This window comes from Methylobacterium sp. UNC378MF, assembly GCF_900103195.1.
Classification (GTDB): Bacteria; Pseudomonadota; Alphaproteobacteria; order Rhizobiales; family Beijerinckiaceae; genus Methylobacterium.
In genome coordinates this window covers 1-24917 of sequence record NZ_FMWU01000002.1, presented here as the reverse complement: position 1 = coordinate 24917, position 24917 = coordinate 1, and the positions used below count along the sequence as shown (strand labels likewise).

At 70.5% G+C, this 24917-nt stretch carries 31 protein-coding genes; 14 read left to right on the top strand and 17 right to left on the bottom strand.

Annotated elements, in window-relative coordinates; all coding sequences use genetic code 11:
* Nucleotides 1-4: 4 nt before the first annotated feature.
* The 3 genes from BLT59_RS02025 to rpoZ form a co-directional block, all read right to left on the bottom strand.
* On the bottom strand, nt 5-646 hold the full coding sequence (locus BLT59_RS02025) for a LabA-like NYN domain-containing protein (RefSeq protein WP_091775872.1): 642 nt from the start codon (nt 644-646) through the stop codon (nt 5-7).
* A 341-nt stretch (nt 647-987) separates the two neighbouring features.
* A complete protein-coding gene (locus BLT59_RS02020) occupies nt 988-3246 on the bottom strand; it encodes a RelA/SpoT family protein (RefSeq protein ID WP_091775869.1) in 2259 nt (752 codons plus the stop codon).
* A gap of 205 nt (nt 3247-3451) precedes the next feature.
* Nucleotides 3452-3862: a DNA-directed RNA polymerase subunit omega gene (rpoZ, locus tag BLT59_RS02015; protein ID WP_010685409.1), complete on the bottom strand. Its 411-nt coding sequence runs from the start codon at nt 3860-3862 to the stop codon at nt 3452-3454.
* Between the two features lie 283 nt (nt 3863-4145).
* On the opposite strand from rpoZ, the gene fabD reads away from it, so the two are divergent.
* The 4 genes from fabD to fabF all read left to right on the top strand — a co-directional run bounded on the left by fabD (nt 4146) and on the right by fabF (nt 7862).
* On the top strand, nt 4146-5090 hold the full coding sequence (fabD, locus tag BLT59_RS02010; protein ID WP_091775866.1) for an ACP S-malonyltransferase: 945 nt from the start codon (nt 4146-4148) through the stop codon (nt 5088-5090).
* Nucleotides 5091-5107: 17 nt separating this feature from the next.
* Nucleotides 5108-5845, top strand: coding sequence for a 3-oxoacyl-[acyl-carrier-protein] reductase (fabG, locus tag BLT59_RS02005; protein WP_091775863.1), 738 nt, complete (start codon nt 5108-5110; stop codon nt 5843-5845).
* A gap of 332 nt (nt 5846-6177) precedes the next feature.
* Nucleotides 6178-6417 (top strand): acyl carrier protein, encoded by a 240-nt coding sequence (locus tag BLT59_RS02000; RefSeq protein ID WP_007559070.1) that lies wholly within the window; start codon nt 6178-6180, stop codon nt 6415-6417.
* Between the two features lie 182 nt (nt 6418-6599).
* Nucleotides 6600-7862 carry a beta-ketoacyl-ACP synthase II gene (gene fabF, locus BLT59_RS01995; protein ID WP_091775860.1) on the top strand — a complete coding sequence of 421 codons (1263 nt, stop codon included), beginning with the start codon at nt 6600-6602 and terminating at the stop codon, nt 7860-7862.
* A gap of 673 nt (nt 7863-8535) precedes the next feature.
* Here the strand turns inward: fabF and BLT59_RS01990 are convergent.
* The 4 genes from BLT59_RS01990 to BLT59_RS01975 form a co-directional block, all read right to left on the bottom strand.
* Nucleotides 8536-9246 carry a YidB family protein gene (locus BLT59_RS01990; protein WP_091775857.1) on the bottom strand — a complete coding sequence of 237 codons (711 nt, stop codon included), beginning with the start codon at nt 9244-9246 and terminating at the stop codon, nt 8536-8538.
* Between the two features lie 74 nt (nt 9247-9320).
* On the bottom strand, nt 9321-9521 hold the full coding sequence (locus BLT59_RS01985) for a hypothetical protein (RefSeq protein ID WP_091775855.1): 201 nt from the start codon (nt 9519-9521) through the stop codon (nt 9321-9323).
* A gap of 84 nt (nt 9522-9605) precedes the next feature.
* A complete protein-coding gene (locus BLT59_RS01980; protein WP_091775852.1) occupies nt 9606-9875 on the bottom strand; it encodes a hypothetical protein in 270 nt (89 codons plus the stop codon).
* Between the two features lie 85 nt (nt 9876-9960).
* On the bottom strand, nt 9961-11988 hold the full coding sequence (locus tag BLT59_RS01975; RefSeq protein WP_244513811.1) for an OmpA family protein: 2028 nt from the start codon (nt 11986-11988) through the stop codon (nt 9961-9963).
* Between the two features lie 202 nt (nt 11989-12190).
* On the opposite strand from BLT59_RS01975, the gene BLT59_RS01970 reads away from it, so the two are divergent.
* The 3 genes from BLT59_RS01970 (at nt 12191) to BLT59_RS01960 (ending at nt 14053) form a co-directional block, all read left to right on the top strand.
* On the top strand, nt 12191-13219 hold the full coding sequence (locus BLT59_RS01970; RefSeq protein WP_091775846.1) for a hypothetical protein: 1029 nt from the start codon (nt 12191-12193) through the stop codon (nt 13217-13219).
* A gap of 79 nt (nt 13220-13298) precedes the next feature.
* Nucleotides 13299-13547, top strand: a complete 249-nt coding sequence (locus BLT59_RS01965; protein ID WP_091775843.1) for a hypothetical protein — start codon at nt 13299-13301, stop codon at nt 13545-13547.
* A gap of 164 nt (nt 13548-13711) precedes the next feature.
* Nucleotides 13712-14053 carry a hypothetical protein gene (locus tag BLT59_RS01960; RefSeq protein ID WP_091775840.1) on the top strand — a complete coding sequence of 114 codons (342 nt, stop codon included), beginning with the start codon at nt 13712-13714 and terminating at the stop codon, nt 14051-14053.
* A 29-nt stretch (nt 14054-14082) separates the two neighbouring features.
* On the opposite strand, the gene BLT59_RS01955 is transcribed toward BLT59_RS01960, so the two are convergent.
* Nucleotides 14083-14310, bottom strand: a complete 228-nt coding sequence (locus tag BLT59_RS01955) for a hypothetical protein (protein WP_091775837.1) — start codon at nt 14308-14310, stop codon at nt 14083-14085.
* 411 nt (nt 14311-14721) lie between these two features.
* Here BLT59_RS01955 and BLT59_RS01950 point away from each other — a divergent pair, with 411 nt between their 5' ends.
* Nucleotides 14722-14973: a hypothetical protein gene (locus BLT59_RS01950; protein ID WP_091775834.1), complete on the top strand. Its 252-nt coding sequence runs from the start codon at nt 14722-14724 to the stop codon at nt 14971-14973.
* 51 nt (nt 14974-15024) lie between these two features.
* Here the strand turns inward: BLT59_RS01950 and BLT59_RS01945 are convergent, their stop codons facing one another.
* Complete coding sequence (locus BLT59_RS01945; RefSeq protein ID WP_091776530.1) at nt 15025-15267, bottom strand: hypothetical protein; 243 nt, start codon at nt 15265-15267, stop codon at nt 15025-15027.
* Between the two features lie 81 nt (nt 15268-15348).
* Complete coding sequence (locus tag BLT59_RS01940) at nt 15349-15537, bottom strand: hypothetical protein (RefSeq protein WP_244513789.1); 189 nt, start codon at nt 15535-15537, stop codon at nt 15349-15351.
* 406 nt (nt 15538-15943) lie between these two features.
* Here BLT59_RS01940 and BLT59_RS01930 point away from each other — a divergent pair, with 406 nt between their 5' ends.
* On the top strand, nt 15944-16135 hold the full coding sequence (locus BLT59_RS01930; protein ID WP_091776528.1) for a hypothetical protein: 192 nt from the start codon (nt 15944-15946) through the stop codon (nt 16133-16135).
* Nucleotides 16136-16241: 106 nt separating this feature from the next.
* Here the strand turns inward: BLT59_RS01930 and BLT59_RS01925 are convergent, their stop codons facing one another.
* The 5 genes from BLT59_RS01925 to BLT59_RS01905 form a co-directional block, all read right to left on the bottom strand.
* Nucleotides 16242-16541 carry a PilZ domain-containing protein gene (locus tag BLT59_RS01925; protein WP_091775831.1) on the bottom strand — a complete coding sequence of 100 codons (300 nt, stop codon included), beginning with the start codon at nt 16539-16541 and terminating at the stop codon, nt 16242-16244.
* 240 nt (nt 16542-16781) lie between these two features.
* Nucleotides 16782-16964 (bottom strand): hypothetical protein, encoded by a 183-nt coding sequence (locus tag BLT59_RS01920; protein WP_091775828.1) that lies wholly within the window; start codon nt 16962-16964, stop codon nt 16782-16784.
* 261 nt (nt 16965-17225) lie between these two features.
* On the bottom strand, nt 17226-17600 hold the full coding sequence (locus BLT59_RS01915; protein WP_091775826.1) for a hypothetical protein: 375 nt from the start codon (nt 17598-17600) through the stop codon (nt 17226-17228).
* Between the two features lie 154 nt (nt 17601-17754).
* Nucleotides 17755-18030: a hypothetical protein gene (locus BLT59_RS01910; RefSeq protein WP_091776526.1), complete on the bottom strand. Its 276-nt coding sequence runs from the start codon at nt 18028-18030 to the stop codon at nt 17755-17757.
* 271 nt (nt 18031-18301) lie between these two features.
* Nucleotides 18302-18769, bottom strand: a complete 468-nt coding sequence (locus BLT59_RS01905) for a Ros/MucR family transcriptional regulator (RefSeq protein ID WP_091775823.1) — start codon at nt 18767-18769, stop codon at nt 18302-18304.
* Nucleotides 18770-19086: 317 nt separating this feature from the next.
* On the opposite strand from BLT59_RS01905, the gene BLT59_RS01900 reads away from it, so the two are divergent.
* From BLT59_RS01900 to BLT59_RS01880, 5 genes are all read left to right on the top strand, one after another.
* The gene (locus BLT59_RS01900) at nt 19087-19293 is read left to right on the top strand and encodes a hypothetical protein (RefSeq protein WP_091775820.1); all 207 of its coding nucleotides are present in this window, start codon (nt 19087-19089) and stop codon (nt 19291-19293) included.
* Nucleotides 19294-19327: 34 nt separating this feature from the next.
* The gene (locus tag BLT59_RS01895) at nt 19328-19513 is read left to right on the top strand and encodes a hypothetical protein (RefSeq protein WP_043353550.1); all 186 of its coding nucleotides are present in this window, start codon (nt 19328-19330) and stop codon (nt 19511-19513) included.
* A gap of 52 nt (nt 19514-19565) precedes the next feature.
* Nucleotides 19566-19820 carry a hypothetical protein gene (locus BLT59_RS01890; protein ID WP_091775817.1) on the top strand — a complete coding sequence of 85 codons (255 nt, stop codon included), beginning with the start codon at nt 19566-19568 and terminating at the stop codon, nt 19818-19820.
* A gap of 140 nt (nt 19821-19960) precedes the next feature.
* A complete protein-coding gene (locus BLT59_RS01885; protein ID WP_091776524.1) occupies nt 19961-20194 on the top strand; it encodes a DUF6894 family protein in 234 nt (77 codons plus the stop codon).
* Between the two features lie 82 nt (nt 20195-20276).
* A complete protein-coding gene (locus BLT59_RS01880; RefSeq protein WP_091775814.1) occupies nt 20277-20702 on the top strand; it encodes a hypothetical protein in 426 nt (141 codons plus the stop codon).
* 246 nt (nt 20703-20948) lie between these two features.
* Here the strand turns inward: BLT59_RS01880 and BLT59_RS01875 are convergent, their stop codons facing one another.
* Both BLT59_RS01875 and thrS read right to left on the bottom strand, forming a co-directional pair.
* Nucleotides 20949-21983 (bottom strand): sensor domain-containing diguanylate cyclase, encoded by a 1035-nt coding sequence (locus BLT59_RS01875; protein ID WP_244513788.1) that lies wholly within the window; start codon nt 21981-21983, stop codon nt 20949-20951.
* 422 nt (nt 21984-22405) lie between these two features.
* Nucleotides 22406-24433, bottom strand: coding sequence for a threonine--tRNA ligase (gene thrS, locus BLT59_RS01870; RefSeq protein ID WP_091775808.1), 2028 nt, complete (start codon nt 24431-24433; stop codon nt 22406-22408).
* Nucleotides 24434-24917: the final 484 nt, after the last annotated feature.

The following is a 24917-nucleotide window of genomic DNA, read 5'->3' as shown; positions in this document are numbered from 1 at the left end:
GGCGCTACTCCTCCTCGGCCTCCGGCTGGCGGATGCCGTAGCGGTTCTCCAGGCCGGGATTCCCGCGGCCCTCTCCACGGTAACGGCTCGGTGCCTCGCCGGAGGTGCGGGCCGGACGCTCGCTGGGCTCCCGGCCGATCCGCCCCGCGAGGCTCGCGAGGTCCACGAACTCGTCGGCCTGCCGCCGCAACTCGTCGGAGATCATCGCCGGCTGGGTCTGGATGGTGGAGATCACCGTCACCTTGACCCCGCGCCGCTGCATCGCCTCGACCAGCGAGCGGAAATCGCCGTCGCCCGAGAACAGGATCATGTGGCCGATATGCGGGCTGAGCTCGAGGGCGTCGATCGCCAGCTCGATATCCATGTTGCCCTTGTACTTCCGCCGCCCCGTCGAGTCCGTGAATTCCTTCACGGGCTTGGTCACGACGCGGTAGCCGTTGTAGTCGAGCCAGTCGATCAGCGGCCGGATCGAGGAATATTCCTGATCCTCGATCATGGCTGTGTAGTAGAACGCGCGCAGGAGGTTCTCGCGCGACTGAAATTCCTTGAGCAGCTTCTTGTAATCGATATCGAAACCGAGGGCCTTGGTGGTGGCGTAGAGGTTGGCGCCGTCGATGAAGACAGCGCTGCGTTGGGTGGCTGGCATGAACAGGTCAAATCCCGAAAAATCGTGGGTGACAGAAATCGTCTGAACAAACGGCCAGGTCCGCCCGGGGGCGGAGGGCCAGGCGTGCGCCGCGGTCGCGGTTGTCACGCTCTGCAATCCGGGGTGGCACAGCGCGGCCCTCGATCCGCGCCCGCCGCCCTGGCTGCCGGACCATTCGTTTCAAACGCGCCCGTGTCAAGCAGAGCACGGACGCGTGCAGCCTCGAAGACCTGGAGCAAGGGGTCGGAAAGATTGATCGACACAGGCTTTTGCGACGAACAACGAGAGTTAGGGAAGTTGATCCCGTAAACCTCAGATGCATGGCGCCGGGGCGCCCGGCCTCAGCCGTTCACGCGCTCGACGCTGTTGACCGGGCGCTTGCCGCGCAACTCGGCGATGATGGCGTTGAGATGCTGGAGGTCCCAGACCGACAGGTCGATGGTGATGTCGGTGAAGTCCTGCGTGCGCCGCTTCATCGAGATGTTGTCGATGTTGCCGTCGTGGTCGGCGATCACCTGAGCGATCTGGGCGAACACGCCCGGCTCGTTGATCGACTTGAGCGCGAGGCGCGCGGGGAAGCGCTCGCCGCCGAGCGCCTCCGTGTCCCAGCGGACATCGAGCCAGCGCTCCGGCTCGTTGTCGAAGGCGGCGAGCGCCGCCGACTGGATCGGGTAGACGGTGACGCCGACCCCGGGCGTCAGGATGCCGACTATCCGGTCGCCCGGGACCGCGCCGCCGTTCGGCGCGAAGGTCACCGGGAGGTCGCCCGCAAGACCCCGGATCGGGATCGCGTCGCTCCGGTCCTCGGCCTGTCCCTCCTTGCCCTCGGCGCCCGGGAAGGTCAGCCGCATGGTCTGGTCGGCCGAGCGGACGAGGCGGCCCGCGCCGCTGGCGGCCCCCTGGGCGGCAGAGGGCCGGCGCTCGTCGCGATGGTCGGGATAGACGGCGCGGACGACGTCGCCCGAGAACATCTCGCCGCGCCCCACGGCGGCGAACACGTCCTCGGTGGTGGCGCGGGCGAGCCGCGGCAGGGCGCCCCGGAGCTTGTCCTCCGAGAAGGTCTTGGCCGCGCGCTCGAAGGCCCGGTCCAGGATCTGGCGTCCGAGCCCGGCATATTGCCGTCGCACGGCCGCCCGGGTCGCCCGCCGGATCGCCGCGCGGGCCTTGCCGGTCACCACCAGGGATTCCCAGGCCGCCGGGGGCGAGGCCCCGTCCGAGCGGCTGATCTCGACCTCGTCGCCGTTGGCGAGTTCGTGCAGCAGCGGCGCCATCCGGCCGTTGATCTTGGCGCCGACCGCGGTGTTGCCGACATCGGTGTGAACCGCGTACGCGAAGTCGATCGGCGTCGCGCCCCGCGGCAGCGCGATCAGCCGGCCCTTCGGGGTGAAGCAGAACACCTGGTCCTGGAACAGCTCCAGCTTGGTGTGCTCCAGGAATTCTTCCGGACTGTCGCCCTCGGCGAGCAGCTCGATGGTCCGGCGGAGCCACTGATAGGCGCCACTCTCGGCCGCCAGCCGCGGATGGACGCTGCCCTCGGTCCGCCCGGCCTCCTTGGCGAGGTCCTTGCCGAGTTCCTTGTAATGAGCGTGGGCCGCGATGCCGTATTCGGCGATGTCGTCCATGGCGCGGGTGCGGATCTGCAGCTCGACGCGCTGGCTCTTCGGCCCGATCACCGTGGTGTGGATCGAGCGGTAATCGTTCTGCTTCGGCGTCGAGATGTAGTCCTTGTAGCGGCCCGGGACCATCGGCCAGCTGGTATGGACGATGCCGAGCGCCGCGTAGCAATCCTGCACGGTGTCGACGACCACGCGGAAGCCGAAGATGTCGGAGAGCTGCTCGAAGGCGACGGATTTCCGCTCCATCTTCGACCAGATCGAGAACGGGCGCTTCTGCCGGCCGCTCACCTCGGCGGTGATCCCTTGCGCGCCGAGCTTGTCGGTGAGCACCTGCGCGATGGTCTCGACCACGCTCTCGGATTTGGCGGTGAGCCGGGTCAGGCGCTGGGTGATGGTGGCGTAGACGTCGGGCTCCAGGTTGCGGAAGGCCAGATCCTCCAGCTCCTCGCGTAGCTCCTGCATGCCCATGCGGCCGGCGAGCGGCGCGTAGATGTCGAGCGTCTCCTGCGCGATGCGGTGGCGCTTGTCCTCCCGCATGTGCTGGAGGGTGCGCATGTTGTGCAGGCGGTCGGCAAGCTTGACGAGGAGCACCCGCACATCGGCCGCCACGGCGAGCAGCAGCTTGCGGAAGTTCTCGCCCTGCGCCGCCTGCTTGGAGACGAGATCGAGGCGCTTCAGCTTGGTCAGGCCGTCGACCAGGGCGCCGATCTCCGATCCGAACAGCCGGCGGATCTCTTCCAGCGTCGCCTCGGTGTCCTCCACGGTGTCGTGCAGGACCGCCGCCACGATGGTGGCGTCGTCGAGATGCAGGTCCGTGAGGATCGCCGCGACCTCGAGCGGGTGGGCGAAGAACAGGTCGCCCGAGGCGCGCTTCTGCGTGCCGTGCGCCTGCATGGCGTACACGTAGGCGCGGTTGAGCAGCGCCTCGTCGGCGGCCGGGTTGTAGCGCTTGACCCGCTCCACGAGTTCGTACTGGCGCATCATCCGCCGGGACGGGGCCGGCGCTTCCTGGGTCGTGCGTGGGGTCGGGATCACGCGCGATTGTTCCGCAACCGCCGTGCCGGCGCCAGTCCCCGGCGTCGGAGGGGTGCCGGCTGCCGACGGGCCGGCCGCGGAACGAGAGAACCCGGCGTCTCCGCCGGGTCCGGTCTCGGTCAGGTCCTGCGCATCCAGGCCCACGCCGTCAGGCTCACTCGCCCTCGTCGTCGGTCTCGACCGGCGGGGCGAGGTTCTCGAGACCGCGCAGGAGGTCCTCCTCGCTCATGCGGTCGAACTGGACCGCCGCATCGTCGCTGGAGGATTGGGGCGCCACCGCGGCGGCGGCCGGCGAGCTCGACAGCAGCGGCACGGTCTCGGCCTCCGGCTCGTCCACCTCGACGTATTTCTGCATCGAGTGGATCAGCTGCTCCTTGAGATCGTCGGCCGTGATCGTCTCGTCGCCGATCTCGCGCAGGGCCACGACCGGGTTCTTGTCGCGGTCGCGGTCGATGGTCAGCGGGGCGCCGGCGGCCAGGAGGCGGGCCCGGTGGCTCGCCAGCAGCACCAGCTCGAAGCGGTTCTCGACCTTCTCGATGCAGTCTTCGACGGTGACGCGCGCCATGCGGGGCGGCTCCTTAGGCTTGAGCGACGGATGATGTCGGGTATGGGGTCACTCTACACCGGATGCCGTTGTGCAACAAGCACAGCGGGTTGCGCAGGGCGCGCGTCCGGCGAGCGTGCCGGTCCGGTCGACCCGGCGCCCGCGCGGCACGTCGATGCGGCGCCATGGTGCGGCGCATTGTTGACACCCGCGGCCGCGGGTGCGAGTGCGCGCGCCATTCCAGAGTTTCGGCCGACACGGGCGGCGTTCGCGCGCCGACCGATGGCGGCGATCAGGACGCAACATGCGCGCACTCATCTTTCCCGGCCAGGGCAGCCAGGCGGTCGGCATGGCGCGGGACCTTGCGGAGGCCTTCCCGCAGGCCAGGGCCGTGCTCGACGAGGTCGATGCCGCCCTGAGCCAGAACCTGTCGCGGCTGATGTTCGAGGGGCCGGCCGAGGAACTGACCCTCACCACCAATGCCCAGCCGGCGCTGATGGCGGCCAGCCTCGCGGTGCTGCGCGTGCTGGAGGCCGAGCGCGGCCTCGACCTTGAGCGCGACGTCGCCTGCGTCGCCGGCCATTCGCTCGGTGAATACGCGGCGCTCGCGGCCGCCGGAAGCCTCACCGTGGCGGATGCCGCCAGGCTGCTGCGCCTGCGGGGCGAGGCCATGCAGGAGGCGGTGGCGCCGGGCGCCGGCGCCATGGCGGCGCTGATCGGCACCGACCTCGAGGCCGCCCGGTCCGTCGCCGAGGCGGCGGCCGACGAGGCCGGCGGCGGCGCGGTCTGCGACGTCGCCAACGACAATGGCGGCGGGCAGGTGGTGCTCTCCGGCGACCGCCCGGCCGTCGAGCGCGCCATCGGCATCGCCACCAGCCGCGGGATCAAGCGCGCCGTGATGCTCAACGTCTCGGCACCGTTCCATTGCCGCCTGATGGCCCCGGCCGCCGAGGCCATGGCCCGGGCGCTGGCCGCCGTCACCCTGAAGGCCCCGCGCGTCACCCTCTACGCCAATGTCGCGGCCGCCCCGGTCGCCGATCCGGAGGCGGTCCGCGCGGCCCTGGTCGAGCAGGTCACCGGCACCGTGCGCTGGCGCGAGAGCGTCGCCACCATGGCGGGATCGGGCGTCGACCGGTTCTACGAACTCGGCGCCGGCAAGGTCCTGACCGGCCTCGTCAAGCGCATCGCGCCCCAGGCGTCGGCCACCGCGATCGGCACCCCCGCGGACGTCGCCGCCTTCGCGCTCTGATCCCACAGGAGCCCCGCATGTTCGATCTCACCGGCCGCAAGGCCCTCGTCACCGGCGCGACCGGCGGTCTCGGCCAGGCGATCGCCCGGGCGCTGCACGCCCAGGGCGCCACCGTGGCGCTGTCGGGCACGCGCCCGCAGGCCCTGGAGGCGCTGGCGGTCGAACTCGGCGAGCGCGCGAGTCCCGTCGCGGCCGACCTCTCCGACAAAGACTCGGTCGAGGGCCTCGTGCCGGCCGCGGAGGCCGCGATCGGCCCGCTGGACATCCTCGTGAACAATGCCGGCATCACCCGCGACAACCTCTTCATGCGGATGAAGGACGAGGAGTGGGAGCAGGTGATCGCCGTCAACCTCACCGCCGCCTTCCGGCTGTCGCGGGCCGCCGTGAAGGGCATGATGCGCCGCCGCTCCGGGCGGATCGTCAATATCGGCTCGGTGGTCGGCTCGACCGGCAATCCCGGCCAGGGCAACTACGCCGCCGCCAAGGCCGGCCTCGTCGGCATGACCAAGGCGCTCGCCGCCGAGGTCGCCTCCCGCGGGATCACGGTCAACTGCATCGCGCCGGGCTTCATCAGCTCGCCCATGACCGACTCCCTCAACGAGAAGCAGCGCGAAGGTATCCTCGCCCGCGTGCCCGCCGGGCGCCTCGGCGAGGGGTCGGAGGTCGCGGCGGCCTGCATCTACCTCGCCTCCGCGGAAGCCGCCTACGTCACCGGCCACACGCTGCACGTGAATGGCGGGATGGCCATGTACTAGAGCGCGTATACCGGTCCTGGACTTGCGAAGACTGCTTGCGAATCACCCCCGCCGACACGCAAGTGCCACACCCATGAAGGCTTTCTGAACGGGCTCTCGCCAGGGCGGGAACCCTGTGCTACCACGCCCCGCAGCCGTACAGGGGGTTGACGGTTCAGCGGGTTTTCAGTCCAAGGCCTTCCGGCGGGGGCGTCCCGGCTCACGCGCCGGTTCACCTCAGAAGCACGCGCGATCGGACACCGGCCCGTCACAACAAGCCCGCAAGGGCGCGACGCGGCCACGGCACCACCCCGAGAAGACTGACAGACCAAAAGGACGAGGACGGAAGACCGATGAGCGATATCGCTGAGCGCGTGAAGAAGATCGTCGTCGAGCACCTGGGCGTGGAGCCCGAGAAGGTGGTCGAGAGCGCCAACTTCATCGACGACCTCGGTGCCGACAGCCTCGACACGGTCGAGCTGGTCATGGCCTTCGAGGAGGAGTTCAACGTCGAGATCCCGGACGACGCTGCCGAGACGATCCAGACGGTCGGCGACGCCGTGAAGTTCCTGGAAAAGAACTCCGCCGCCTGAGGCGCCGGGGACCGGGTTTGACGCGGCGCGGGTGAGGCGAAACAGCCCCCGCGCCGTTATGCGTTTCAAGGCTCGGAGTCGTGACGGGTCCCGGCGGGACCGATTCCGTCTCCGAGGACGTTAGGACGATGCGCGACCGCGGCGGTGCCGGCGGGGCGGCGCCTGAAGACGGGACAGGGCACATGCGGCGGGTGGTGGTCACGGGTCTGGGGATGGTCACGCCGCTCGGCAGCGGGGTGGCGCACACCTGGAGCCGGCTGATCGCGGGCGACAGCGGCGCCGGCCCGATCCGCGGCTTCGAATCCGCCGACCTGCCCTGCCGGATCGCCGCGCAGGTCCCCTTCGGCGACGGCACCGACGGCACCTTCAACCCCGACGCGGTGATGGAGCCCAAGGAGCAGCGCAAGGTCGATCCGTTCATCGTCTACGCGATGGCGGCGGCCGACGAGGCGCTGAAGGACGCCGGATGGCTTCCTCAGAGCCATGAGGATCAATGCGCCACCGGCGTGCTGATCGGCTCCGGCATCGGCGGCATCGGCGGCATCTACGACGCCTCCGTGACCCTGCACGAGAAGGGCCCGCGCCGGATCTCGCCGTTCTTCATCCCGGGCCGGATCATCAACCTCGCCTCGGGCCAGGTCTCGATCGCGTACGGCCTGAAGGGCCCCAACAACGCCGTGGTCACGGCCTGCTCCACGGGCGCCCACGCCATCGGCGACGCGAGCCGCCTCATCGCGCTGGGCGACGCCGACGTGATGGTGGCGGGCGGCGCCGAGTCGCCGGTGAACCGCCTCTCGATCGCGGGCTTCTCCGCCTGCCGGGCGCTGACCACGGGCTTCAACGACACGCCGGAGAAGGCGTCGCGCCCCTACGACCGGGACCGCGACGGCTTCCTCATGGGCGAGGGCGCCGGCATCGTGGTGCTGGAGGAATACGAGCACGCCAAGGCGCGCGGCGCGAAGATCTACGCCGAGGTTGTGGGCTACGGCCTCTCGGGCGACGCCTACCACATCACCTCCCCGTCCCCGGACGGCGACGGCGCCTTCCGCTGCATGAGCGCGGCGGTGAAGCGGGCCGGGATCTCGCCGGCCGAGATCGGCTACATCAACGCCCACGGCACCTCGACGCCCATGGGCGACGAGCTGGAGCTGAAGGCCGTGGAGCGCCTCCTGGGCGACGCCGCCGCGAACGCCACCATGTCGTCGACCAAGAGCTCGGTCGGCCACCTGCTGGGCGCTGCCGGCTCGGTCGAGGCGATCTTTTCCATCCTCGTCCTGCGCGACGGCGTGATCCCGCCGACGCTCAACCTCGACAATCCCTCGGTCGACACCAAGATCGATCTGGTGCCGTTCGAGGCGAAGCGGAAGCAGGTCGATGTGGTGTTGTCGAATTCGTTCGGGTTCGGCGGGACGAATGCCAGCTTGGTCATGCGGCGGGTCGCATAAGAGCGTCGCCGGTTCACTCCGATACGCTCTGCAAGTCTTCCAGAAACTTTGGCCGTGATCGGGCGCACGAATACTTCGGCGCTCTTGCAGAGGGCGCCACGTGGAACGTGACGGGCCGTGCTCGCCCGTGCGGTAGGGGTCTGGCATGGGCCTGAAGATTGCGGGGCGTGCGCCGATGTAGCGAGCCCCGTGGAAGCCGTTGCCTGGAAGGCCGAACGGGTCAGCCTCGTCTGGCGCCTCTCGCATTGCGCGCCGAGGGTGCGTTCAAGAAGAAATACTTCCGGCCTGCAGCTTTTCAGTCGATCAACGCGAGCGTTTCGCGGACGGCTTGGCACAATCTGCGGACGGTTACTGAGCTGCGTGCAGAATGCCGCCTCGGATCCGGCAATCGCGCCCGCGTAGACGCTCTTCCCGAAATCCGCGACGCTGGTTGCGCGAAGCTTGTGAGCGATATCCCGATCTCGCTCTCATCCTGAGGCGGTGCGCAGAAGTCTCGAAGGAGCCCTCCAGAACGCGCTGTGATCCCCGGAGGCCTCCTCCGGGGCCTCCGCCGCGCTTCGGCACATCAGGATGAGAGAGGGACTTGGATTTCTGTCACATGAACCGTTGTTCTAAAGAAATCCTAGGTTCAAACACGCGTTCTGGCTGCGGAGAAGCAGTAATAGCTTGATCTCTACCACCCCCGCCGCTCGTCCGCCCCCGGCACCCGCCCCTGCGGGGTGAGCGTGTGCACCACCTCGGGCAGCGCCTGGGCGAGCTGTGCCAGCAGCGTCTCGCGGTCCATCCCGGTCTGGCTCTGAAGGGTGTCCACCGTGTCGGGGCCGAGCGCCCGGGCGAGCTGGTCCGGGGCCACCGGGCGGTTGGCGCCGTGGCCGATCCAGGACTCGATCACGTCGCCGAGGCCGCCCTGGCGGAACCTTTCCACCAGCCCGTCGAGGCCGCCGAGATCGCCCTGCCCGTCCGGGGCGGCGCGGCTCGGGGCTGGGGCCTCGCCCGGGCCGTCGAGCATGCCGGACAGATCCGAGAAATCGCCCGGCGGCAGGGACCGGTCCACCGGACCGTCCGGGCCGCTGTCGCGGCGGCCGCCATACTGGTCCCAGCCGCCGATATCGCCTGGGTCGTCGGAGCGGCGTCCACCGGCATCGGCCGGATGCTGGCCGGGATCGCGCCCGTAAGGTCCGGCGCCGCCGGAGCGGTCAGCCTCGGGGCCCGGCTCACCCTGGCGCCCGCGCCCGAAAATGTCGCCGAATCCACCACTGGCGCCCTTGGCGAGCAGCAGCATCAGCAGCGCCTTCACCAGGGGCGACATGCCCCCGGAGCCCTGCTTCTGCCCGCCGAACACCTGACCCAGCACGCCCCCGATCGCCGATTCGAGCAGTCCCATGCGCGTCTCCCCCAAGGTTCGGGCCTGACGAGCCCGGGCGAACAACAATCCGGGGCGGGCGCGGGTTGCCTCGCTCAGCGGCCCGGATGGGTGAGCGCGGCCTGCGCGGTGCCGCCGCCGGTGGTGGCGTCGGCGGGCTCGACCAGCGGCACCGTCGCGGCCGAGAGGATCAGTCCGGCCAGGAACAGGCCGGTGGCGGCGGCGCCGGCGCGGGGGCGCGGCAGGCGGACGGCGCGGCGTTTCGCGGGATGGGGACGTTCGACGGTCCTGGGCATCGCGGCCTCTCCGGGTTCGGGGCGGGCCCTCGGGGCCCTGTTGCCGGAGGAACGCTGTCGGGGGGCGGACCGGTTCCCGGAGCTTCAGGTCCGGATGACGAGGCGGCGCCCCAGCGCCCCGAGGGCGCAGGCCCCGCAATAGACCGGCAGGATCAGGGCCGCGCCATCGAGCCACAGGCCAGCCACGCCCGGTACGAACCCGGCAATTGCCGCCGCGGCCACGAGCCCTGCGATCACGCAGAGGCCCAGCGAGGCGGTGAGCCGGGCCGGCCAGCCGACCAGCCCCCCGACCACGAGGCCGAGCGCGGCCGCCCCGGCGAGCCCGGGCCAGAATCCGGCGAGCAGCAGCGTCACGGCCGTGCGGCCTCCCTGGGGGCGCGATGGTGGCGCGCGGATGGGCGCGGCCCGGCTTGCGGGCGCGCGGCGGAGCGGGCGTTCCTCACGGCAGCAACGCGAAGACGACGGGTCCGGCCGGCCCGTCCGGCCCGGCGCTCACCTGTTCCGGTCGGGCGCCGGCCTGGAGCAGATACTCGACCACCGCCTGGGCCCGCAGGCGCGGCAGATCGGGCGGCGGCTCGTCGGAGGTGTCGGCAGGCTTCTTCGCCGCCTTGCCGGAGGCGGCCGGCTCCTTCTTGGGCGGGTCTGTCTTGGCCGCGTTCGCCTTGCCGGCCTCGGTCTTGCCCCGATCCTGGCCGGCTCCTTTGGCCGTCTCCTTCCCGGCCGGGGCGGGTTTCCCGGGCGTCGCGGGCTTGGCATGAGCCTCCGGCTTGGCCGCGTCTGCGACCCGGATCGGCTCGGCGGCGGGGGCGCCCTCCCCCGCAGCCGGTCCGGCGGCCGGGGTCGCCGGCGGCTTGGCCGGATCGGCGGGGCCGGAGACCGCGATGCGCAGCGACGGGCAGGTCTTTGCCAGGGCGGCGAGCGCGTCGAGGGTCGGGTAGAAGGCGGGCGTCAGCACGGCGCCGCCCGCGGGGAAGTGCAGATCCGCGCCCGCGAGGGCGGCGGCGAAGTCGGTGCGGCAGGTCGCGGGATCGCGCCGCTCCGCCGCGTCCCGGGCCGTGACGCTGGCCTGTCCGGTCCAGCCGGGGGGCAGCACCTCGGCCAGCCGGTCGGGGGTGCGGGCGGCGCCCTCCCGGTAGAGGCTCTCGCCGGTGAGCGTCAGGGTGCGGTCCGAGACCGAGACGGTCCCGTCCGCGAGGTTCGTCACCAGCGGGGCAGCGGCCGCCAGCGCCTCGCCGAGATCCGCGGGCGCGCCGTCGGCGAGGCGGGTGCGGTCGATGACCGGCTCCCGGAACAGGCGCGGGCGCAGGGCGGCGAGCACGCGCTCCCGGGTCGCGGTGTCCGGCAGGTGCCCGGTGAGGGTCACGGACTCGGCGGTCCGGCGGATCGCCACCCGGTAGGGCGAGAGCGGCCGCGCCGTGAGCGCAACCCGCCCGGCCGCCACCCCGGCGGGCCGGCCGTCGCGCATCAGCGCCTCCGCGTCGGGAAGCGCCTGCCCGTCGATGGCGTCGCCGGTCACCGAGATCGCCCCGTCCACGAAGGCGACCTGGCCGGACTGGATCAGCTCGGCGAGCTTGAACGCGAAGGCGATGAGGCGCTTCGGCTCGATCGCCGGGTCGAGGCCCCGGGCGGCCAGGAGCCGGTCCTCCACGGTTCCGCCCGCGGCGGCCTCGGTGGCGGCGCGCAGGGCGGACTCGCGGTCGGCCGCCGAGGGGGCGAAGCCGTCGAGGACGATGCCCCGGGCCGATTTCTCCACGGCGAACCGGTATGCGGCCACCTTGGGCGGCAGGATCTCGACCCGCCCGATGCTGAACCCCTCCGGCGGGTCCGACAGGGCCGCCCGCAGGGCCTCGTAGGCCGGCACGTCGAGCGCCTCGCCGGACAGGCTGAGCACGGTGTCGCTGAGCGCCGCGCGCCCGCCCTTGGCGAGGCCGGAGAGCCGGGCCGCCAGGAACGCGGCTGCGCTGGCGAAATCCGGCGGCGCACCCCGGGCGGCGCGGGCGGTGTCGTCGAGGCTGGTGCCGGGATTCACCGCGCCGGTGATCCGCGCCTCCAGGGCCCTCCGGCCGATCTCCACCGGGCGGCTGCCCTCCAGGGCGATCTGGTTCGTGCCCGTACGGATCGCCGCCCACTGGAAAGGCGTCGCGGTCTCCACAATCCCGACCTCGGAGACGATGCGGCGGGGGCCCTCCAGGGCGGCGAGGCGGGACAGGATCGTGGCGCGTTCGGCGACGTCCGGCGCCTCGCCGGCCGCCACGAGGTCGCGGCCGCTGGCCGCGAGCCGGAGCCAGGGCTCGCCGGTGGCGGTGGCCGTGCCGGACACGATCGCCGCACCCTCGGCCGCGAGCCCCTCGGCGATGCGCGGGGCGGCGTAGAGGGTCGCGCTCGCCCAGATCAGCGCGAGCGCCGGCAGGCCGGCGAGCCAGCCGGCGCTGCGCAAGCCTTGGGCGAGAGTTTCGGGCAACGGCACGATCGCAGGTTTAGGCGGATCCGGCCGGGAGAGCACACCGCCTTTCCGGCAGCATGAAGGCCGGCGGCGCGCTTTCCGCGCCTGTGCCGCCGCTCCGCGTCGCTGGGCCGCCGGAACCGGCCGGACGACCCTCTGTTTCCGGCAGGTAACCTTCCCGCCCGTCCGTCTGCCTCCGGGCGGCCCTTTGCCCACGGAGCGTGCCATGCGGACGATGCTCGCTGCCGCCCTGCTGCTGCCGATCGCCGTCCCGGCCTCGGCACAGAGCCTGTCGGCCACCGCGACGGTGCCGAATTCAGCCGCGCTGGAACCGCTGACGCCCATCGCCAATCCGGGCCAGCTCAGCCTGGGTGGCGGCTCCACCACCGGGCCATTTCCGACCGTCTCGGCGCAGACCGGCGGCCTGGTGAATGCCGGCCAGCTCAGCTTCGGCGGAGGTGGCGGAGGCGGTGGCCGCATCGGGGCATCGGCCGGGGTGTCGGGCGGGACGACGCTCGGGGCCTCGACCGCCGGATCGGCCAGCCTGGGCCAGCTCGGCGTCCTGGGTTCATCCGCGACCGGCGGTGCCGGTGTCACCCGTTCGACGCTCGGGACCGGCGGGACGATCGGAGCCACCGGCGCCCGTGGCGGCCTCGGCACGGCCACGCGTTCGGGGTCGGGCTCGACCACCGCCGGGAGCATCCTGTCGCCGACCATCGGCACGGGCGGCTTCGGGGGCGGATCGGGCCTCTCGGTCGGCCGGGGTTCCGGCGGCACGAACACCGCCGTGCCATTGACGCCCCTGGTTGGGGCCGGCCCGGTCGCCGACCCTGCCACGGGCCTGAACGGTGCCGGAACCCTCGGATCCTCGCTCGCGGCGGGCTCGTCCGGCGTCGCCGGCTCGGCCGGCCTCGGGAGCGGAGTGGCCGACGCAGCCGAGATCGGAGCGTCCGGCACCGCCCTGTCCACCGGCAGGCTGTTCGGCTTGTTCGGGTTCGGCACCGCCGTGAGTTCAAGCGCGGGCGGGACGATTGCGGGCACGGCCGGCGCAAGCGGGATCGGCACGGGCGGGGTCGGGATCGCCGGCAGCTCCGGGCTGCGCGCCGACGTTCCGGCCCCATCGACCCGGATTCCCCCGTCCGGCGGTGGAGCGGTCGGCGGTGCCGGAATCGGCGGCGCGGCTGCCGCGCCGGTCCGGACCGGCGACCTCTGCAGCGGGCCCTTCGCCGAAGCCTGCCTCGGCCAGGGGTTCTGAACGGCGGCCGTGTCCGGAACCGCGCCGAACCGCTGCCGTTCCTTCTGTTCCGGCACCTCGGCCGGGACAGGAGTCAGAGATGAACGTCATTCTGGGCCGCGTCTCGCTTGCGGCTGCCCTCGTTCTCGGCGTCTCGGGTGCCGCCCTGGCGCGCGATGCCGGGCCCAAGGCGCACGGTGCCAAGGGCACGACGGGGCTGCATGGGATCGGCTTCACCGAACCGAAATTCGGTTCGAGCCTGCGCACCGGCAAGGATCAGCCCTATTCGTGGCCGGTCAGCGACCGCTATCGCCCGGTCTCGCAGCCCTTCTACGGTCGGGCCTACTGAGCCGCCCGGCGCCCGCTCCACCGAATGGAGGAGTGGCGCGGCCTCGGCGCCCACGTCACAACCGCTGCCGGATCGGCGCCTCCCATCGGGACGGGCGCGGGTGCGGCAGCGTCTCAGCGGCACGGCGTTTCGTGGCGTGCCGGCTTCGGAGCCAGGAGAATGTGATGCGTCCGCTGAACCGGCTCGTCGTCGCGGCCCTGGTCATCGCTCCCGTCCCAGGTCGGGCGGGCGAGTTCGCGCAGGCGCCGCCGGTGCCCGGCATGGCCCTGTCGCTGCCCGATCCCGGCATGGCCAGCGGTGCGCCCGAGCCCGCGTCGCTGCCCGCACCGTCACCTGTACCGACGACCGATCCACCGGCTCCGGCACGGGCTGAAGCCGGGTCGGCGGCTGGGCGCCGCCTCCGGGCCCTGGGCAGCGGCTTCTCGGCGGTCGAGGGGCAGCTTCCGAACCAGCGCACCGGGTCGCGACATCAGCACGTGGTGCGCGACATCTGCATCGGCTGCTGATCGGCTCCGCGAGCCGGCTTTCGCGCCGGCTATTGCAGCCCCCACGATCGGGAATTCGCCTGGATCCAGCGCGGCGAGAGGATGTCGCCGGCCTCGGTGATGATCCACGGCTGGGCTTCGCCGGATTCGATCGCCGCGATCGCGACCGCGAGGGCCTCGCGCAGCGTCGCGAAGGGCCGTCCCTCTGCAGACCGGCCGGGTGCCCTTCGGAGCCAGATGGTTAGCTCGGCCCGTTTGTCGAGATCGGCGGGCGTCATCGGAACGCTCGTGGTGCTTCGCGGGACAAGCGGTTCTACCGTGCTTGTATGACGCGGATCTGGCGCCATGGTTTCCGATTCGCGCCTACGGGCGCGACAACAGCAACCGTGACGCTTGAGCCGCTTCCTCGTGCGGTCAGAGGGGCCGTGCGGAAATTAAATGACGTTCCCTTCAATTTTGATTTGAGAGCTCGCCGTCGGAAGTTTATTTCATTTGCATCGAATGCATGGCGCGTTCGGTGATCGGCTGCCGTCAATGCCTGAGGATCTTAGGGAGACACTGCATTACTGTGCCATCATGGCGATATGGTGCAATGCGATAAATGCATGCCGCATCGCACAAATCCGTGGTCTCATGCGCTGGTCGATCGCATCCCGCGATCGACCCTGCGATCGAAACGGAGACGCACCATGCGCACGATCCTCATCCTCGCGTCGGCCGCGCTCACCTCGGCCGCCTTCACCGGCCTTGCCGCTGCCGACGACCGCCTGCATCTGACGCCGCCCCTCTATCGGGATCAGGCCCGGCCGGCCCAGCAGGTCCGCGTGATCCACGATCTGACCACCACGCCCCAGCCCGTCGCGGCGCCGGCAAGCGTCGGCCGCACGGTCTCGTCCCTCAGCCGCCCGATGGTTCAGGCCTCCGTCGAGGCGAGCCGCTGAGCCCGCTGCCGGAGACGGAGCGCCCTAGGCAGCTCCGTCTCCGGCCATGGCTCAGACAATGTGCAACTCCTGAGCGGCCGCCGCCGGTGCCACGCCACGCCGGATCAGCCGCCGTGTCCGCGCCTGTCGGTTGACTTTGGCGCTGAGAGCGACCCCCGTCGTCCGGTATCCCTCGAACCACAGTTCCGCCCACGCGTATTGCGCGGCCATCACGAGCAATACGGCATTCTCGGCCTGCCGCAGGCCCAGCCGCAGGCTTTCATCCGCCAAGCGGCCAACCTCTCCGTACATCATCTCCAACTCCGCATCCGAACACGACCGGCAGCGCCTCGACGGGCCGGCGGCCCTCTCACCCGAAGGTCGCTCGACGAGGGCTCAGTGCGAAGCCTCCCTGGCGGGCTGCCGTTCCGGGACCGCAATCTCCTGGGCCGAATCCCGACCTGTGTCGGAGGCGCGCCGCGCGGTCCGGATGAAGCTCCCGAAGACTTTGCGGGCCTGTTCGAGGCTGGTCTCGGCGACGTCGCGGATCTGGGTCGGGACCTCGAAGCTCGAAATCTCTGCCATGACCGGTCTCCTGTCGGCCGTCCGCTCGGCTGCGGCCGGCTCGTTTGTGCATCGCACACGCCGGCGCGTCCAGGGATCGGCGGCTCGCCGGAGCGGTCGGTGAGATCTCGGTCTCGCGCCGAACGATCGCGTTCTCGCCGCTGCCCTTCTGCGCCAGGCCGACCTCGGGATCCTCGGTCGGGATCGCATTGGAGACGTCCCTTTGACCGAATCCCGGCGGGATTTGCTCCCCGTCGCGCGGGCCCGCTGTCTGGCCCGTCGGCGTTCCGGTCTCGCGCGCGTTGATCATGCAGCTTCTCCCTGCCTGCAGCCAACGCGACGGCGCGGGTACGGGTCCCGGGTGCTCCTCACGATGACGGGAGGCGTGACGCGGCTCTATATGGGAGGCGAGAGCAGGGAGAGCGGCGTGTTCACCGTTAAGGGGATTGATCCGTCCGGGCGCGTTATGACGTTCGCATGCGGGACTGACGAGCAGGCGATGGAGAAGACCTGGGAACTGGCCCGCCGGGGCTTCCGCGAGATCACGGTCGCCGACGCGAAGGGCAAGGAACTGTCCGCGGCCGCCTTCGAGCGCTCCCTGAACATCGATTGGGATTGACGCGCATCGGCAAGCTCGGCCCGCGATGCTGCTGCGCGTGAAACGCGGAACACAGCCGTGACAACTCTGCGGCGCCGGGCGGCGGATACGCTGCCGGACGCGGCCGTCAGATCGGCTCCACTTCGCGCCGCAGGTTCAACCTGCCCGGACGTGCGGCTTCGCGGGCGTCGGTCGCTGCCCCGATCTCGTCGGCCTTGCGCCACATGGCCCGGCAGACGAGGATCTCGTTGCTGGCGTCGATGCTGAGAATGAAGCTGTCCGGCACGATCTCGGCGTCCGGAAGGGCAACCCGCACGCCGCCGGCGGACCGGTCGTAGACGATGCAGGGTATGCTTCGATGCTCGTCCACCGAGATGCTGCCGGTCTCGTTGAGGCGTGTGCGTGGAGCGCTGCGTCGTTCGAACATCACCGCCTCGAAGACCTTTGCCCGACAGGATCCGCCATCCGCGTTCAGGCCGGGTTTGCGAAATGCGTCGAATTGTCGGGATGCCTGCGTCCCTGTGAATTCTGAGCTTTGTATGCGGGTTGCGCGGCCAGGCCGCATGCCCAGCGCCTCGCCGCCTCCGGAGGCAGCGAGGCCACGGAGACGGAGCCTGCCTCGGCCGGACCGCTTCGGAGGTGGTTGGGGCCTCGGACCGGTCGCCATCTACTCCGTGACGACTTCGACGAGGGTGGTCAGAAAGCCCAGGGCGACAGCCCCGATACCGCTCATGAACGCGACGTCCCATCCGGCGAATTCCTTCGACTGAGGGGCACGCAGGAAGGCGAACAGCGTGACGGCAGCCCCGCAGACGACGAGAGCAAGGGCCAGAACGATCGATCGAGACATGGCGTTTCCTTCTTCGCCGGTCTCGCGGCCCTTCAGGGCTCTTGTAAACGAATGAGTGCGACCGGCTTGATCTGTTCAGGTTCATCCGTCGTCAAAACATGACAGACGAAGAACCCGTGAACAAGACGATAATCTGTTCTGCATTGCGGAACACGCGAGCGGATCGTCATTTCATCTGATCTGGGCGCGGGGCTCGGGGCAAGTCCGCCGGCAGGGATGCCCCTGTCGAGGGGGGCATCGACCGGGCGGCCCCGAAGACGCTCAATCGACGAAGACGCGGACGCCATCCGTATTCAGGATGTCGCGCTGGTCGGCGCACCATTGCTCCGCGCCGATTGCGGCGATCTCCCCCGCGACGCGCCGACCCTCCTCGGCGATGGCGCTCTGGGCTTGATGGTGGCCGAGGGACGCTTCGAGGGCGCGGCGAACCGTGCGGGACAGGCCTTCCGAGACCGTATCGTCGATGGTGTAGAGCTTGCGGCAGTACAGGACGATGCCGGCCTGTGCGCCGACGATCCGCACGAGGCCCTCGATCGTCTCGGTGCGCTGGCTGTCTTTCGTGTCTTCGGCAGCCGAAGCCGCGTCGGGCAGGGCTGCCGTAGTCAACAGGGCGGCGAGCAGCAGAGCGCGTTTCATCCGGACGCATTCCTTCGGTCCGAGGCTGAATCCGCCTCTGGAACGCCGCACCGGACCGGCGGTGCCCGCCCATCGTGGCTGCCGTGTGGGGACAGGCCCGCGGCCACGGCTGTCAGGGTGGGCCGGTCAATTTCTGGCAGTCACTTGCGGGCAGTCACTTGCGGGCAGCCATCAGGTCATGGGTCAGGACGGTGAGCTTGCCGATCAGATTGCTGATATCGGAGCCGTTGCAGGACCATTGCGTGCCGATCGCCTCCCCGTCCGCCGAGACGGACACGACCGCCACCGAGCGCAGCCGGCCCTCACGGGCCATCGCCAGCTGGTCCTGCAACACGGCGATGATCGACGCGGTGTCTTCATCCGCGACCGCGGGCGCGATATGCGCCGGGAACGGCACGACCGAACTCGTCATCGTCTGCTCTCGCTTCATCTCGCCGAACCCCTCGGTAACATCGATGGGTTCCGGCGTGCGCATCAGCTTTGTGCAGAGTGTGGCAGCTTGTCCGTGTCGTGCAATGTCCTGGACGTGTGTGACCGCGATGCAACGGTCTCGGCGCGGTCCGGTGCCTCGGGGCCATGGAATGATCCGGCTGCACCATCGGGTCGGCGCGCACCGTCGGCCGCTGGCCGCGCGCTACGCCGGGCTGCGCAGCCCGTCGTTACGGGGGCGCACGCATAGGCGCCCCCGGAAACCTTCGCCCTCAGGCGGCCTTGCGGCCCTTGCGCTCACGCTCGGCCATGGCGCCGGGCTGGCCCAGACCGATCGCCTTGGCGAGGGCGGAGCGCTGCTCGGCGTAGCTCGGGGCGACCATCGGATAATCGTCCGGCAGGCCGTAACGGTCGCGGTAGCTGCGCGGATCGAGACCGTGGCTCGTCAGGTGGCGCTTCAGCGTCTTGTAGGTCTTGCCGTCGATGAAGCTGACGATCCCGTCATGCCGGACCGACTTGCGGATCTGCGCCGCACTCGGCTTCTCCACATCGGCCTGCTGGGCCGCCCCGGTCTCCGCCGTCAGGCTCCCAGCGACGAGTCCGCTGATCGCGCCGTGCACCCGCGCGATCAGTGCCGGCAGCTCCGAGGCCGGCACCGGATTGTTCGATACGTAGGCGGCAACGATATCGCCGGCGAGCTCGATAAAGTTGGAGTTGGGCCCTGTGGTTTCTTCTGTCACTGTAAGATTCCTGGTGTGCCCCTCGCCTGGGATCTGCTACTTTTGAGCGCTGAATGCAAGTTACAAAAGCGTTTGCAGGGGGCATCCGGCGCATGATTGGCGTGCCCGCCGCGCGGAGCAGGCAGGTACTTCTGGCAAATTGTGACGGAGACCTTTCGCACGCCTCCGCGTCCGGCCTATCGACTGCGGTAGAGTTTCCGCTCTGCGGAACGACCAGAAGGTGCATCTAGCGGCTGTGAAACCCAGCGACACCGGCGGGCGGGGCGTTCCATGTCTTCTGCGGTGACGCGGCGGCTGCGCCGTGGCATGGCGCGACCATGCTGATGCTCGCGCTCCTCATCGCCCTGCTGGCCGTCGTGGTCGCGATGTTCATCCTGCGGCGGTGGACCGGGCGCTTGGCTTCGGTCGCGACGCTGCTGGCAGGGGCGATCATGGCTCTGTGGCTGGCCGAGGTCGGGCTGCTTCCGGGAACCCAGGGCCCGCTGACGGCCTATCGCCCCCTTGTCCCCGGGCTCGATCGGTAACGGTTCGGTAAGCGTACCGGCGCGAGCATGGGCTATGCCCACGCTCTCCGCACCGCGCCTGCTCACGTTCCTGGTGTCGGCCGTGTTGATCGGCCTCGCCGTCGCCAGCCTCTACACGCGCATCCCCATGGTCGGCAAAACGGTCGTGGCGCACCGGCAGTGGTTCTTTATCGGCGCCTATGTTCTGCTCGCCCTTGGAGTGACCACCCGCAGCCTGTAGCGGAACACGCATCGGTCCGGTCACGACCGCTGTCCGCGCCGAGGAGGCGGGAATGACCCTGAAGACCACCTATCTCGTGCAGCCGTTCGAGATGCACCGGAACCGCCTGCGGCCCGCGCGCCAGGAGCCGGCGCAGAGCGAATTCGGTGCCCTCAAGAAGGCGGAGGCGCTGGCCGCCCGCATGCCGGGTGCGGCGGCCCTCAAGGTCGTCGCCGACGACGAGACGGGTGAGCTCGAGGGCGTCACGATCCTCGGTCAGTTCGGCACTGTCCCGGACGATTTCGCCGAGAGTCTCCTGGGAGGCTGAGCCGGTCCGGAACGCCTGCGGACAACCGGGCGCATCCCGGGGTGCGACACGGGCGCCGCCGGATTGCGGCCCGCAGGAAACTACGTAGAAACAACCGGGGCTGATTGTTGTCAGCCCCCGCGCTCGCCGAGCCCGCATCCGTGCCCCGCTATTTCATCGACCTTCACGACGGCGCCAACTTGGTTCGCGACCGGGACGGCTTCGATCTGCCGGATCTCGCCGCGGCGCGGGCACAGGCGGTCCGCATGCTGACCCGGCTGGCGCAGGGATTGGCCGATCCGATGGAGCGGCAGGATTACGTGATCGCCGTGCGCGACGAGCAGGGCGCGGTCCGCCTGCGCCTGCGCCTCTCCTACGATATCGAGGGCGGCTGACGGGGCTGCCGTCGCACCGGTCGGGGAAAGCGCTGCGCCCGATCGCGTTGACGGAGGCCGGCGCACAGTTCCAGGAGATCGCATGCGACGTTCAACAGGTCTGACCGGCTCTCTCGCGGCGGTGCTCGTGCTTCTCGGGGCCGCCGGGCCGGCGACCGCGCAGACCGCGCCGCCACCGCCGGCGGGTTCCGCCACGGCGACGGCGGACAACGCCGTGCTGCTGACGGTCTTCCTGCGCCATGACCAGTCCCGTCCGCTGGCGGAGCTGAACGCGCAACTCGCCAAGCAGGGCTTCTACAAGGCCTTCCCGCCGCCCGGTATCGAGGTCGTCTCCTGGAACGTCGTCATGGGAATCGGGCAGATCATCGTCCTGCGGCTGCCCGCATCCCGCCTGCGTGAGATCAACCGCGTCCTCGAGGACACGGCCTGGGGCGCGTACCGCACCGAGTTCTTCCCGACCTACGATTACAAGGCCGTGGGCCTCGGCGAGCACGAGAAGGCGCGCTGAGCGCTGCCTTGCGGGAGCCGGGCCGCTCCCGGCGTTCTCAGACGAAATGCGCCGGGAGCGACAGGCCCTGGGCGTACAGGGTCAGCGCGAGGGCGCCGCCCATCAGGGTGAGAGCCAGGGTGATGCGGTTGGTCCAGCTCATCGTCGATCTCCATTCGGTTCGCGACTGTCTTCGCGGTGTGGGGGTTCGATAAGCCCAAGCTCTCGCCGCGGGCGTGTTCCGCGACACACCGGATCGCGGTCGCCTCAGGCGGGGGCACCGTGGCCGGTATCCGTGGGCGCGAGAACCAGCGCCGCGTCCCACAGGCACGGATGGCCGAGCCGCTTGGCCGCGTACATCGCCGCGTCGGCCCGCTCCGCCAGGGCCTGTGCCCGCGTGGCGTGCAGGGGAGCGCAGGCCACGCCGACCGCGGCGCCGACCCGGATCGGCGATCCCGTGCCGAGATCGTAGGGCTCGGCGAGCCGCGCCTGGACGCGCCGGGCGAGGCCGAGGGCCGATGCCGGGGTGGCGTCGCCCAGGAGGATGGTGAACTCGTCGCCCCCGAGCCGCGCGGCGACGTCCTCCGCGCCCAACCCCTCACGGAGGCGCTCCGCCAGCTGCCGCAGGAGCGCGTCGCCCGCGGCGTGCCCGTGCCGGTCATTGACCGGCTTGAAGCCGTCGAGGTCGATGCACAGCAGCGCGCAGGCCGCGCCGTCGCGGCGCGCCAGCGCCCGGTCGAGCCGGGCCGCGAACAGGTAGCGATTCGGCAGTCCGGTCAGCGGGTCGTGATGGGCCATGTAGCGCAGGAGCGATTCCGCCCGGCGGCGCTCGGTCACGTCCTCCCACAGGGCGGTCCAGCCGCCGCCGGCCTGTGGGTGCAGCGTGATCGTGATCTGGCGCCCGTCCGGAAGCGTCTGCACCACGGCATCGGCCGTGCCCCGAACCCGGAGCCGGCGGCGCGCTGCCCAGAGCCCGCAGCGCTCCCGGTCGGCCGGAAGAGTCCCCGCGACGCTCGCCGCGCCGACCTCCCGGGCATGCATGCCGAGCCGGATCCGGTTCGCCGGTGGTCCGAACAGGCGCCGGAACCCGTCGCTCACGAACAGCAGCCGGTCGGCGGAATCGAACAGGCACAGGCCGTGCGGCAGCGAGTCCAGAGCCTGGACGAGACCGGGGCCCAGCTTCCGCCCGCGGCCGAGGCCGTCCTGGCGCCGGCCGCAGGCCGCCTGACGATGGCGCCGCGCCAGCCTCATCGCTGCCCTGCCCGCCTGCGCCGCCATGGCCAGTCCCCCGAAGCGCCCCACGGCGCAATCGTGCCGCCGCCGGATCGATCCGACCCGGACATCAGTCTCGACTCCACATAGAATGGGATTCCTTTCGCCAACCTTGACGAAAGTAATGCACGTTGAGCGATCGAAGTGGGAGTGGCGCCATCCTGAAGTTGAGATGGTGGACCGGGTGCGCCTCAAGACTGTTCCCGACCGACGTCCGGCCTCTGTCCGCCGACTTGCTCGGGTTCCGGCTCCGCCCGGCTCCGGGATCGCGCCAGCGGAGCCGCCGTCTCGGCATCAACGCTTCACAGCCGTCGGCTCGCCCCATCGGTCCGGGGCGCCGCAGGTGAGCCCGGACACCGGAACCACCACCGGCGCGATGTCCTGGCACGTCGGCGCGTCTGGATCCCGGGCGCTGCTGTGCCGCCCCGGGATGACGGCGCCCGGATACGCCGTCAGGGCGCGTCGTGCGGGCCGTGATGGCCGTCGAGGACGGTGTCGCTGGTCGGGACCGACTCGGCCACCGCCTGGGCCCGGCGGAGGTCCGGGGCGGTCGCCTCCTCCACGAAGGCCGCCACGGCCTCGGTCAGCGGCAGCGTGCGGGTCTGCTGGCTGCCGAGCCGCCGGATCGAGACCGTCCGCTCCTCGGCCTCGCGGCGGCCGAGCGCCAGCAGCACCGGCACCTTGGCCAGCGAGTGCTCGCGGACCTTGTAGTTGATCTTCTCGTTGCGCAGATCCGCCTCGACCCGCAGGCCCGCGCGCTCCAGGGTGCGGATAACGTCCCGGGCGTAAGGATCGGCCTCGCCGGTGATCGTCGCCACCACCACCTGCACGGGCGCCAGCCAGAGCGGGAAGTGCCCGGCGAAATGCTCGATCAGGATACCGGTGAAGCGCTCCATCGAGCCGCAGATCGCCCGGTGGACCATCACGGGCGGCTTCCTTGCGCCGTCGGCGTCGATGTAGAAGGCGCCGAACCGCTCGGGCAGGTTGAAGTCCACCTGCGTGGTGCCGCATTGCCAGTCGCGGCCGATCGCGTCGCGCAGCACGTACTCGAATTTGGGCCCGTAGAACGCGCCCTCCCCCGGATTGATGGCGGTCCGGATCCGGCCGGCCGACTGCTCCTCGATCTGGGCCAGGACCCGGGTCATCACGTCCTCGGCGTGGTCCCAGAGGGCATCGGAGCCGACGCGCTTCTCCGGCCGGGTCGAGAGCTTCACGACGATCTGGTCGAAGCCGAAATCCGCGTAGGTCGAGAGGATCAGGTCGTTGATCTTCAGGCACTCGTCGGCGAGCTGGTCTTCGGTGCAGAAGACGTGGGCGTCGTCCTGCGTGAAGCCGCGCACGCGCATCAGCCCGTGCATGGCGCCCGACGGCTCGTAGCGGTGGACGATGCCGAACTCGGCCATGCGCAGGGGCAGGTCGCGGTAGGATTTCAGCCCGTGCTTGAAGATCTGCACGTGGCCCGGGCAGTTCATCGGCTTGAGGGCGAACCAGCGCTTGTCCTCGGCCTCCTCGCCGGCCGATTGCGCGGCGAACATGTTCTCCCGGTACCAGCCCCAGTGGCCGGAGGTCTCCCAGAGCGCCTTGTCGAGGATCTGCGGGGCGTTGACCTCGGCGTAGTCGCCGCGCAGCCGCCGGCGCATGTAGGCGATCAGCTCCTGGAAGATCGTCCAGCCCTTGGCGTGCCAGAAGACGACGCCCGGCCCTTCCTCCTGGAAGTGGAACAGGTCCATCTCGCGGCCGAGCCGGCGGTGGTCGCGGCGCTCGGCCTCCTCCAGCCGGTGCAGGTAGTCGTCGAGATCGGCCTGGTTCGCCCAGGCCGTCCCGTAGATGCGGGTCAGCATCGGGTTGTTCGAATCACCCCGCCAGTAGGCGCCGGCGACCTTCATCAGCTTGAAGGCCGTGCCGACCTTGCCGGTCGAGGTCATGTGCGGGCCGCGGCAGAGGTCGAACCAGTCGCCCTGGCGGTAGATCTTCAGGTCCTCGCCCGGCGGGATCGCGTCGACCAGCTCGACCTTGAAGCCCTCGCCCTTGCCGGCGAACAGGCCGCGCACGTCGTCGCGCGTCCAGACTTCCTTCGTGAAGGGCGCGTCGCGCGCGATGATCTCGCGCATCTTCGCCTCGATCTTCGGGAAGTCCTCGGGCGTGAACGGGGTCTCGCGGTGGAAGTCGTAGTAGAAGCCGTTCTCGATCACCGGGCCGATCGTGACCTGCGTCTCCGGCCAGAGCGCCTGCACGGCCTCGGCGAGCACGTGCGCGCAGTCGTGGCGGATCAGCTCCAGGCTGCGCGGGTCGGTGCGGTCCAGGAACTCGATTCGGGCATCGCGGTCGATCGGATCGTCGAGGTCGGCGACCGTGCCGTCGAGCGCCATGGCGACGGTGCGCTTGGCCAGCGACTTGGCGATGCCCTCGACCACGGCGCGGCCGGTCGTGCCGGCGGCGATCTCTCGGGTATTGCCGTCGGGGAAGGTGAGAATCGGCATGGTTCGAGCGTCTCCAGGCTCAGTCCTGCATACGCGGCAGGTAAGCGTCTTCGGGGGAGCGGCCGTGTAGACCGATTTTTTAGGCGAGGGAACGGCCGCGCAGCGCATCCCTGGCCCCAGCCCGTCCTCAAGCTGTGCGTCATCGTCCCCGCGCGCCTTTGGCGCCGGGGGCATGGCCCGGGAGATCACGAGGGACGCGGGACGCCGCGGGAACCCTGTGTCGGCCAAATAACGCGCGGGATCCGATCCCCGCGGCGCCCGCGGCATCGACCGGGCATCCTCCCCGGCCGGTGCCGTCTTTCTCGTCGCGGTGTCTTCCGACGCCCCGGACCTGCGCCTGCCTGCCAAGCGGTCTCTGCGAGGCGCACGCACCTCCGGAACCCGCTATCAGCGCCGTGGCCTTCCAGCCGTCCCGCCTCGTCGTGGGCGGGTCCGCAGGTCGCTCAGGGTCAGCCCAGAAGCGGGTCGGCGCAGGGGCATTTCC

What these genes read in the sequence shown, in the direction of transcription:
- BLT59_RS02025 (WP_091775872.1), bottom strand. Translation starts at nt 646, where the DNA reads ATGCCAGCCACCCAACGCAGCGCTGTCTTCATCGACGGCGCCAACCTC.
- BLT59_RS02020 (WP_091775869.1), bottom strand. Translation starts at nt 3,246, where the DNA reads ATGATGCGCCAGTACGAACTCGTGGAGCGGGTCAAGCGCTACAACCCG.
- rpoZ (WP_010685409.1), bottom strand. Translation starts at nt 3,862, where the DNA reads ATGGCGCGCGTCACCGTCGAAGACTGCATCGAGAAGGTCGAGAACCGC.
- fabD (WP_091775866.1), top strand. Translation starts at nt 4,146, where the DNA reads ATGCGCGCACTCATCTTTCCCGGCCAGGGCAGCCAGGCGGTCGGCATG.
- fabG (WP_091775863.1), top strand. Translation starts at nt 5,108, where the DNA reads ATGTTCGATCTCACCGGCCGCAAGGCCCTCGTCACCGGCGCGACCGGC.
- BLT59_RS02000 (WP_007559070.1), top strand. Translation starts at nt 6,178, where the DNA reads ATGAGCGATATCGCTGAGCGCGTGAAGAAGATCGTCGTCGAGCACCTG.
- fabF (WP_091775860.1), top strand. Translation starts at nt 6,600, where the DNA reads ATGCGGCGGGTGGTGGTCACGGGTCTGGGGATGGTCACGCCGCTCGGC.
- BLT59_RS01990 (WP_091775857.1), bottom strand. Translation starts at nt 9,246, where the DNA reads ATGGGACTGCTCGAATCGGCGATCGGGGGCGTGCTGGGTCAGGTGTTC.
- BLT59_RS01985 (WP_091775855.1), bottom strand. Translation starts at nt 9,521, where the DNA reads ATGCCCAGGACCGTCGAACGTCCCCATCCCGCGAAACGCCGCGCCGTC.
- BLT59_RS01970 (WP_091775846.1), top strand. Translation starts at nt 12,191, where the DNA reads ATGCGGACGATGCTCGCTGCCGCCCTGCTGCTGCCGATCGCCGTCCCG.
- BLT59_RS01965 (WP_091775843.1), top strand. Translation starts at nt 13,299, where the DNA reads ATGAACGTCATTCTGGGCCGCGTCTCGCTTGCGGCTGCCCTCGTTCTC.
- BLT59_RS01960 (WP_091775840.1), top strand. Translation starts at nt 13,712, where the DNA reads ATGCGTCCGCTGAACCGGCTCGTCGTCGCGGCCCTGGTCATCGCTCCC.
- BLT59_RS01955 (WP_091775837.1), bottom strand. Translation starts at nt 14,310, where the DNA reads ATGACGCCCGCCGATCTCGACAAACGGGCCGAGCTAACCATCTGGCTC.
- BLT59_RS01950 (WP_091775834.1), top strand. Translation starts at nt 14,722, where the DNA reads ATGCGCACGATCCTCATCCTCGCGTCGGCCGCGCTCACCTCGGCCGCC.
- BLT59_RS01945 (WP_091776530.1), bottom strand. Translation starts at nt 15,267, where the DNA reads ATGATGTACGGAGAGGTTGGCCGCTTGGCGGATGAAAGCCTGCGGCTG.
- BLT59_RS01940 (WP_244513789.1), bottom strand. Translation starts at nt 15,537, where the DNA reads ATGGCAGAGATTTCGAGCTTCGAGGTCCCGACCCAGATCCGCGACGTC.
- BLT59_RS01925 (WP_091775831.1), bottom strand. Translation starts at nt 16,541, where the DNA reads ATGTTCGAACGACGCAGCGCTCCACGCACACGCCTCAACGAGACCGGC.
- BLT59_RS01920 (WP_091775828.1), bottom strand. Translation starts at nt 16,964, where the DNA reads ATGTCTCGATCGATCGTTCTGGCCCTTGCTCTCGTCGTCTGCGGGGCT.
- BLT59_RS01915 (WP_091775826.1), bottom strand. Translation starts at nt 17,600, where the DNA reads ATGAAACGCGCTCTGCTGCTCGCCGCCCTGTTGACTACGGCAGCCCTG.
- BLT59_RS01910 (WP_091776526.1), bottom strand. Translation starts at nt 18,030, where the DNA reads ATGAAGCGAGAGCAGACGATGACGAGTTCGGTCGTGCCGTTCCCGGCG.
- BLT59_RS01900 (WP_091775820.1), top strand. Translation starts at nt 19,087, where the DNA reads ATGCTGATGCTCGCGCTCCTCATCGCCCTGCTGGCCGTCGTGGTCGCG.
- BLT59_RS01895 (WP_043353550.1), top strand. Translation starts at nt 19,328, where the DNA reads ATGCCCACGCTCTCCGCACCGCGCCTGCTCACGTTCCTGGTGTCGGCC.
- BLT59_RS01890 (WP_091775817.1), top strand. Translation starts at nt 19,566, where the DNA reads ATGACCCTGAAGACCACCTATCTCGTGCAGCCGTTCGAGATGCACCGG.
- BLT59_RS01880 (WP_091775814.1), top strand. Translation starts at nt 20,277, where the DNA reads ATGCGACGTTCAACAGGTCTGACCGGCTCTCTCGCGGCGGTGCTCGTG.
- thrS (WP_091775808.1), bottom strand. Translation starts at nt 24,433, where the DNA reads ATGCCGATTCTCACCTTCCCCGACGGCAATACCCGAGAGATCGCCGCC.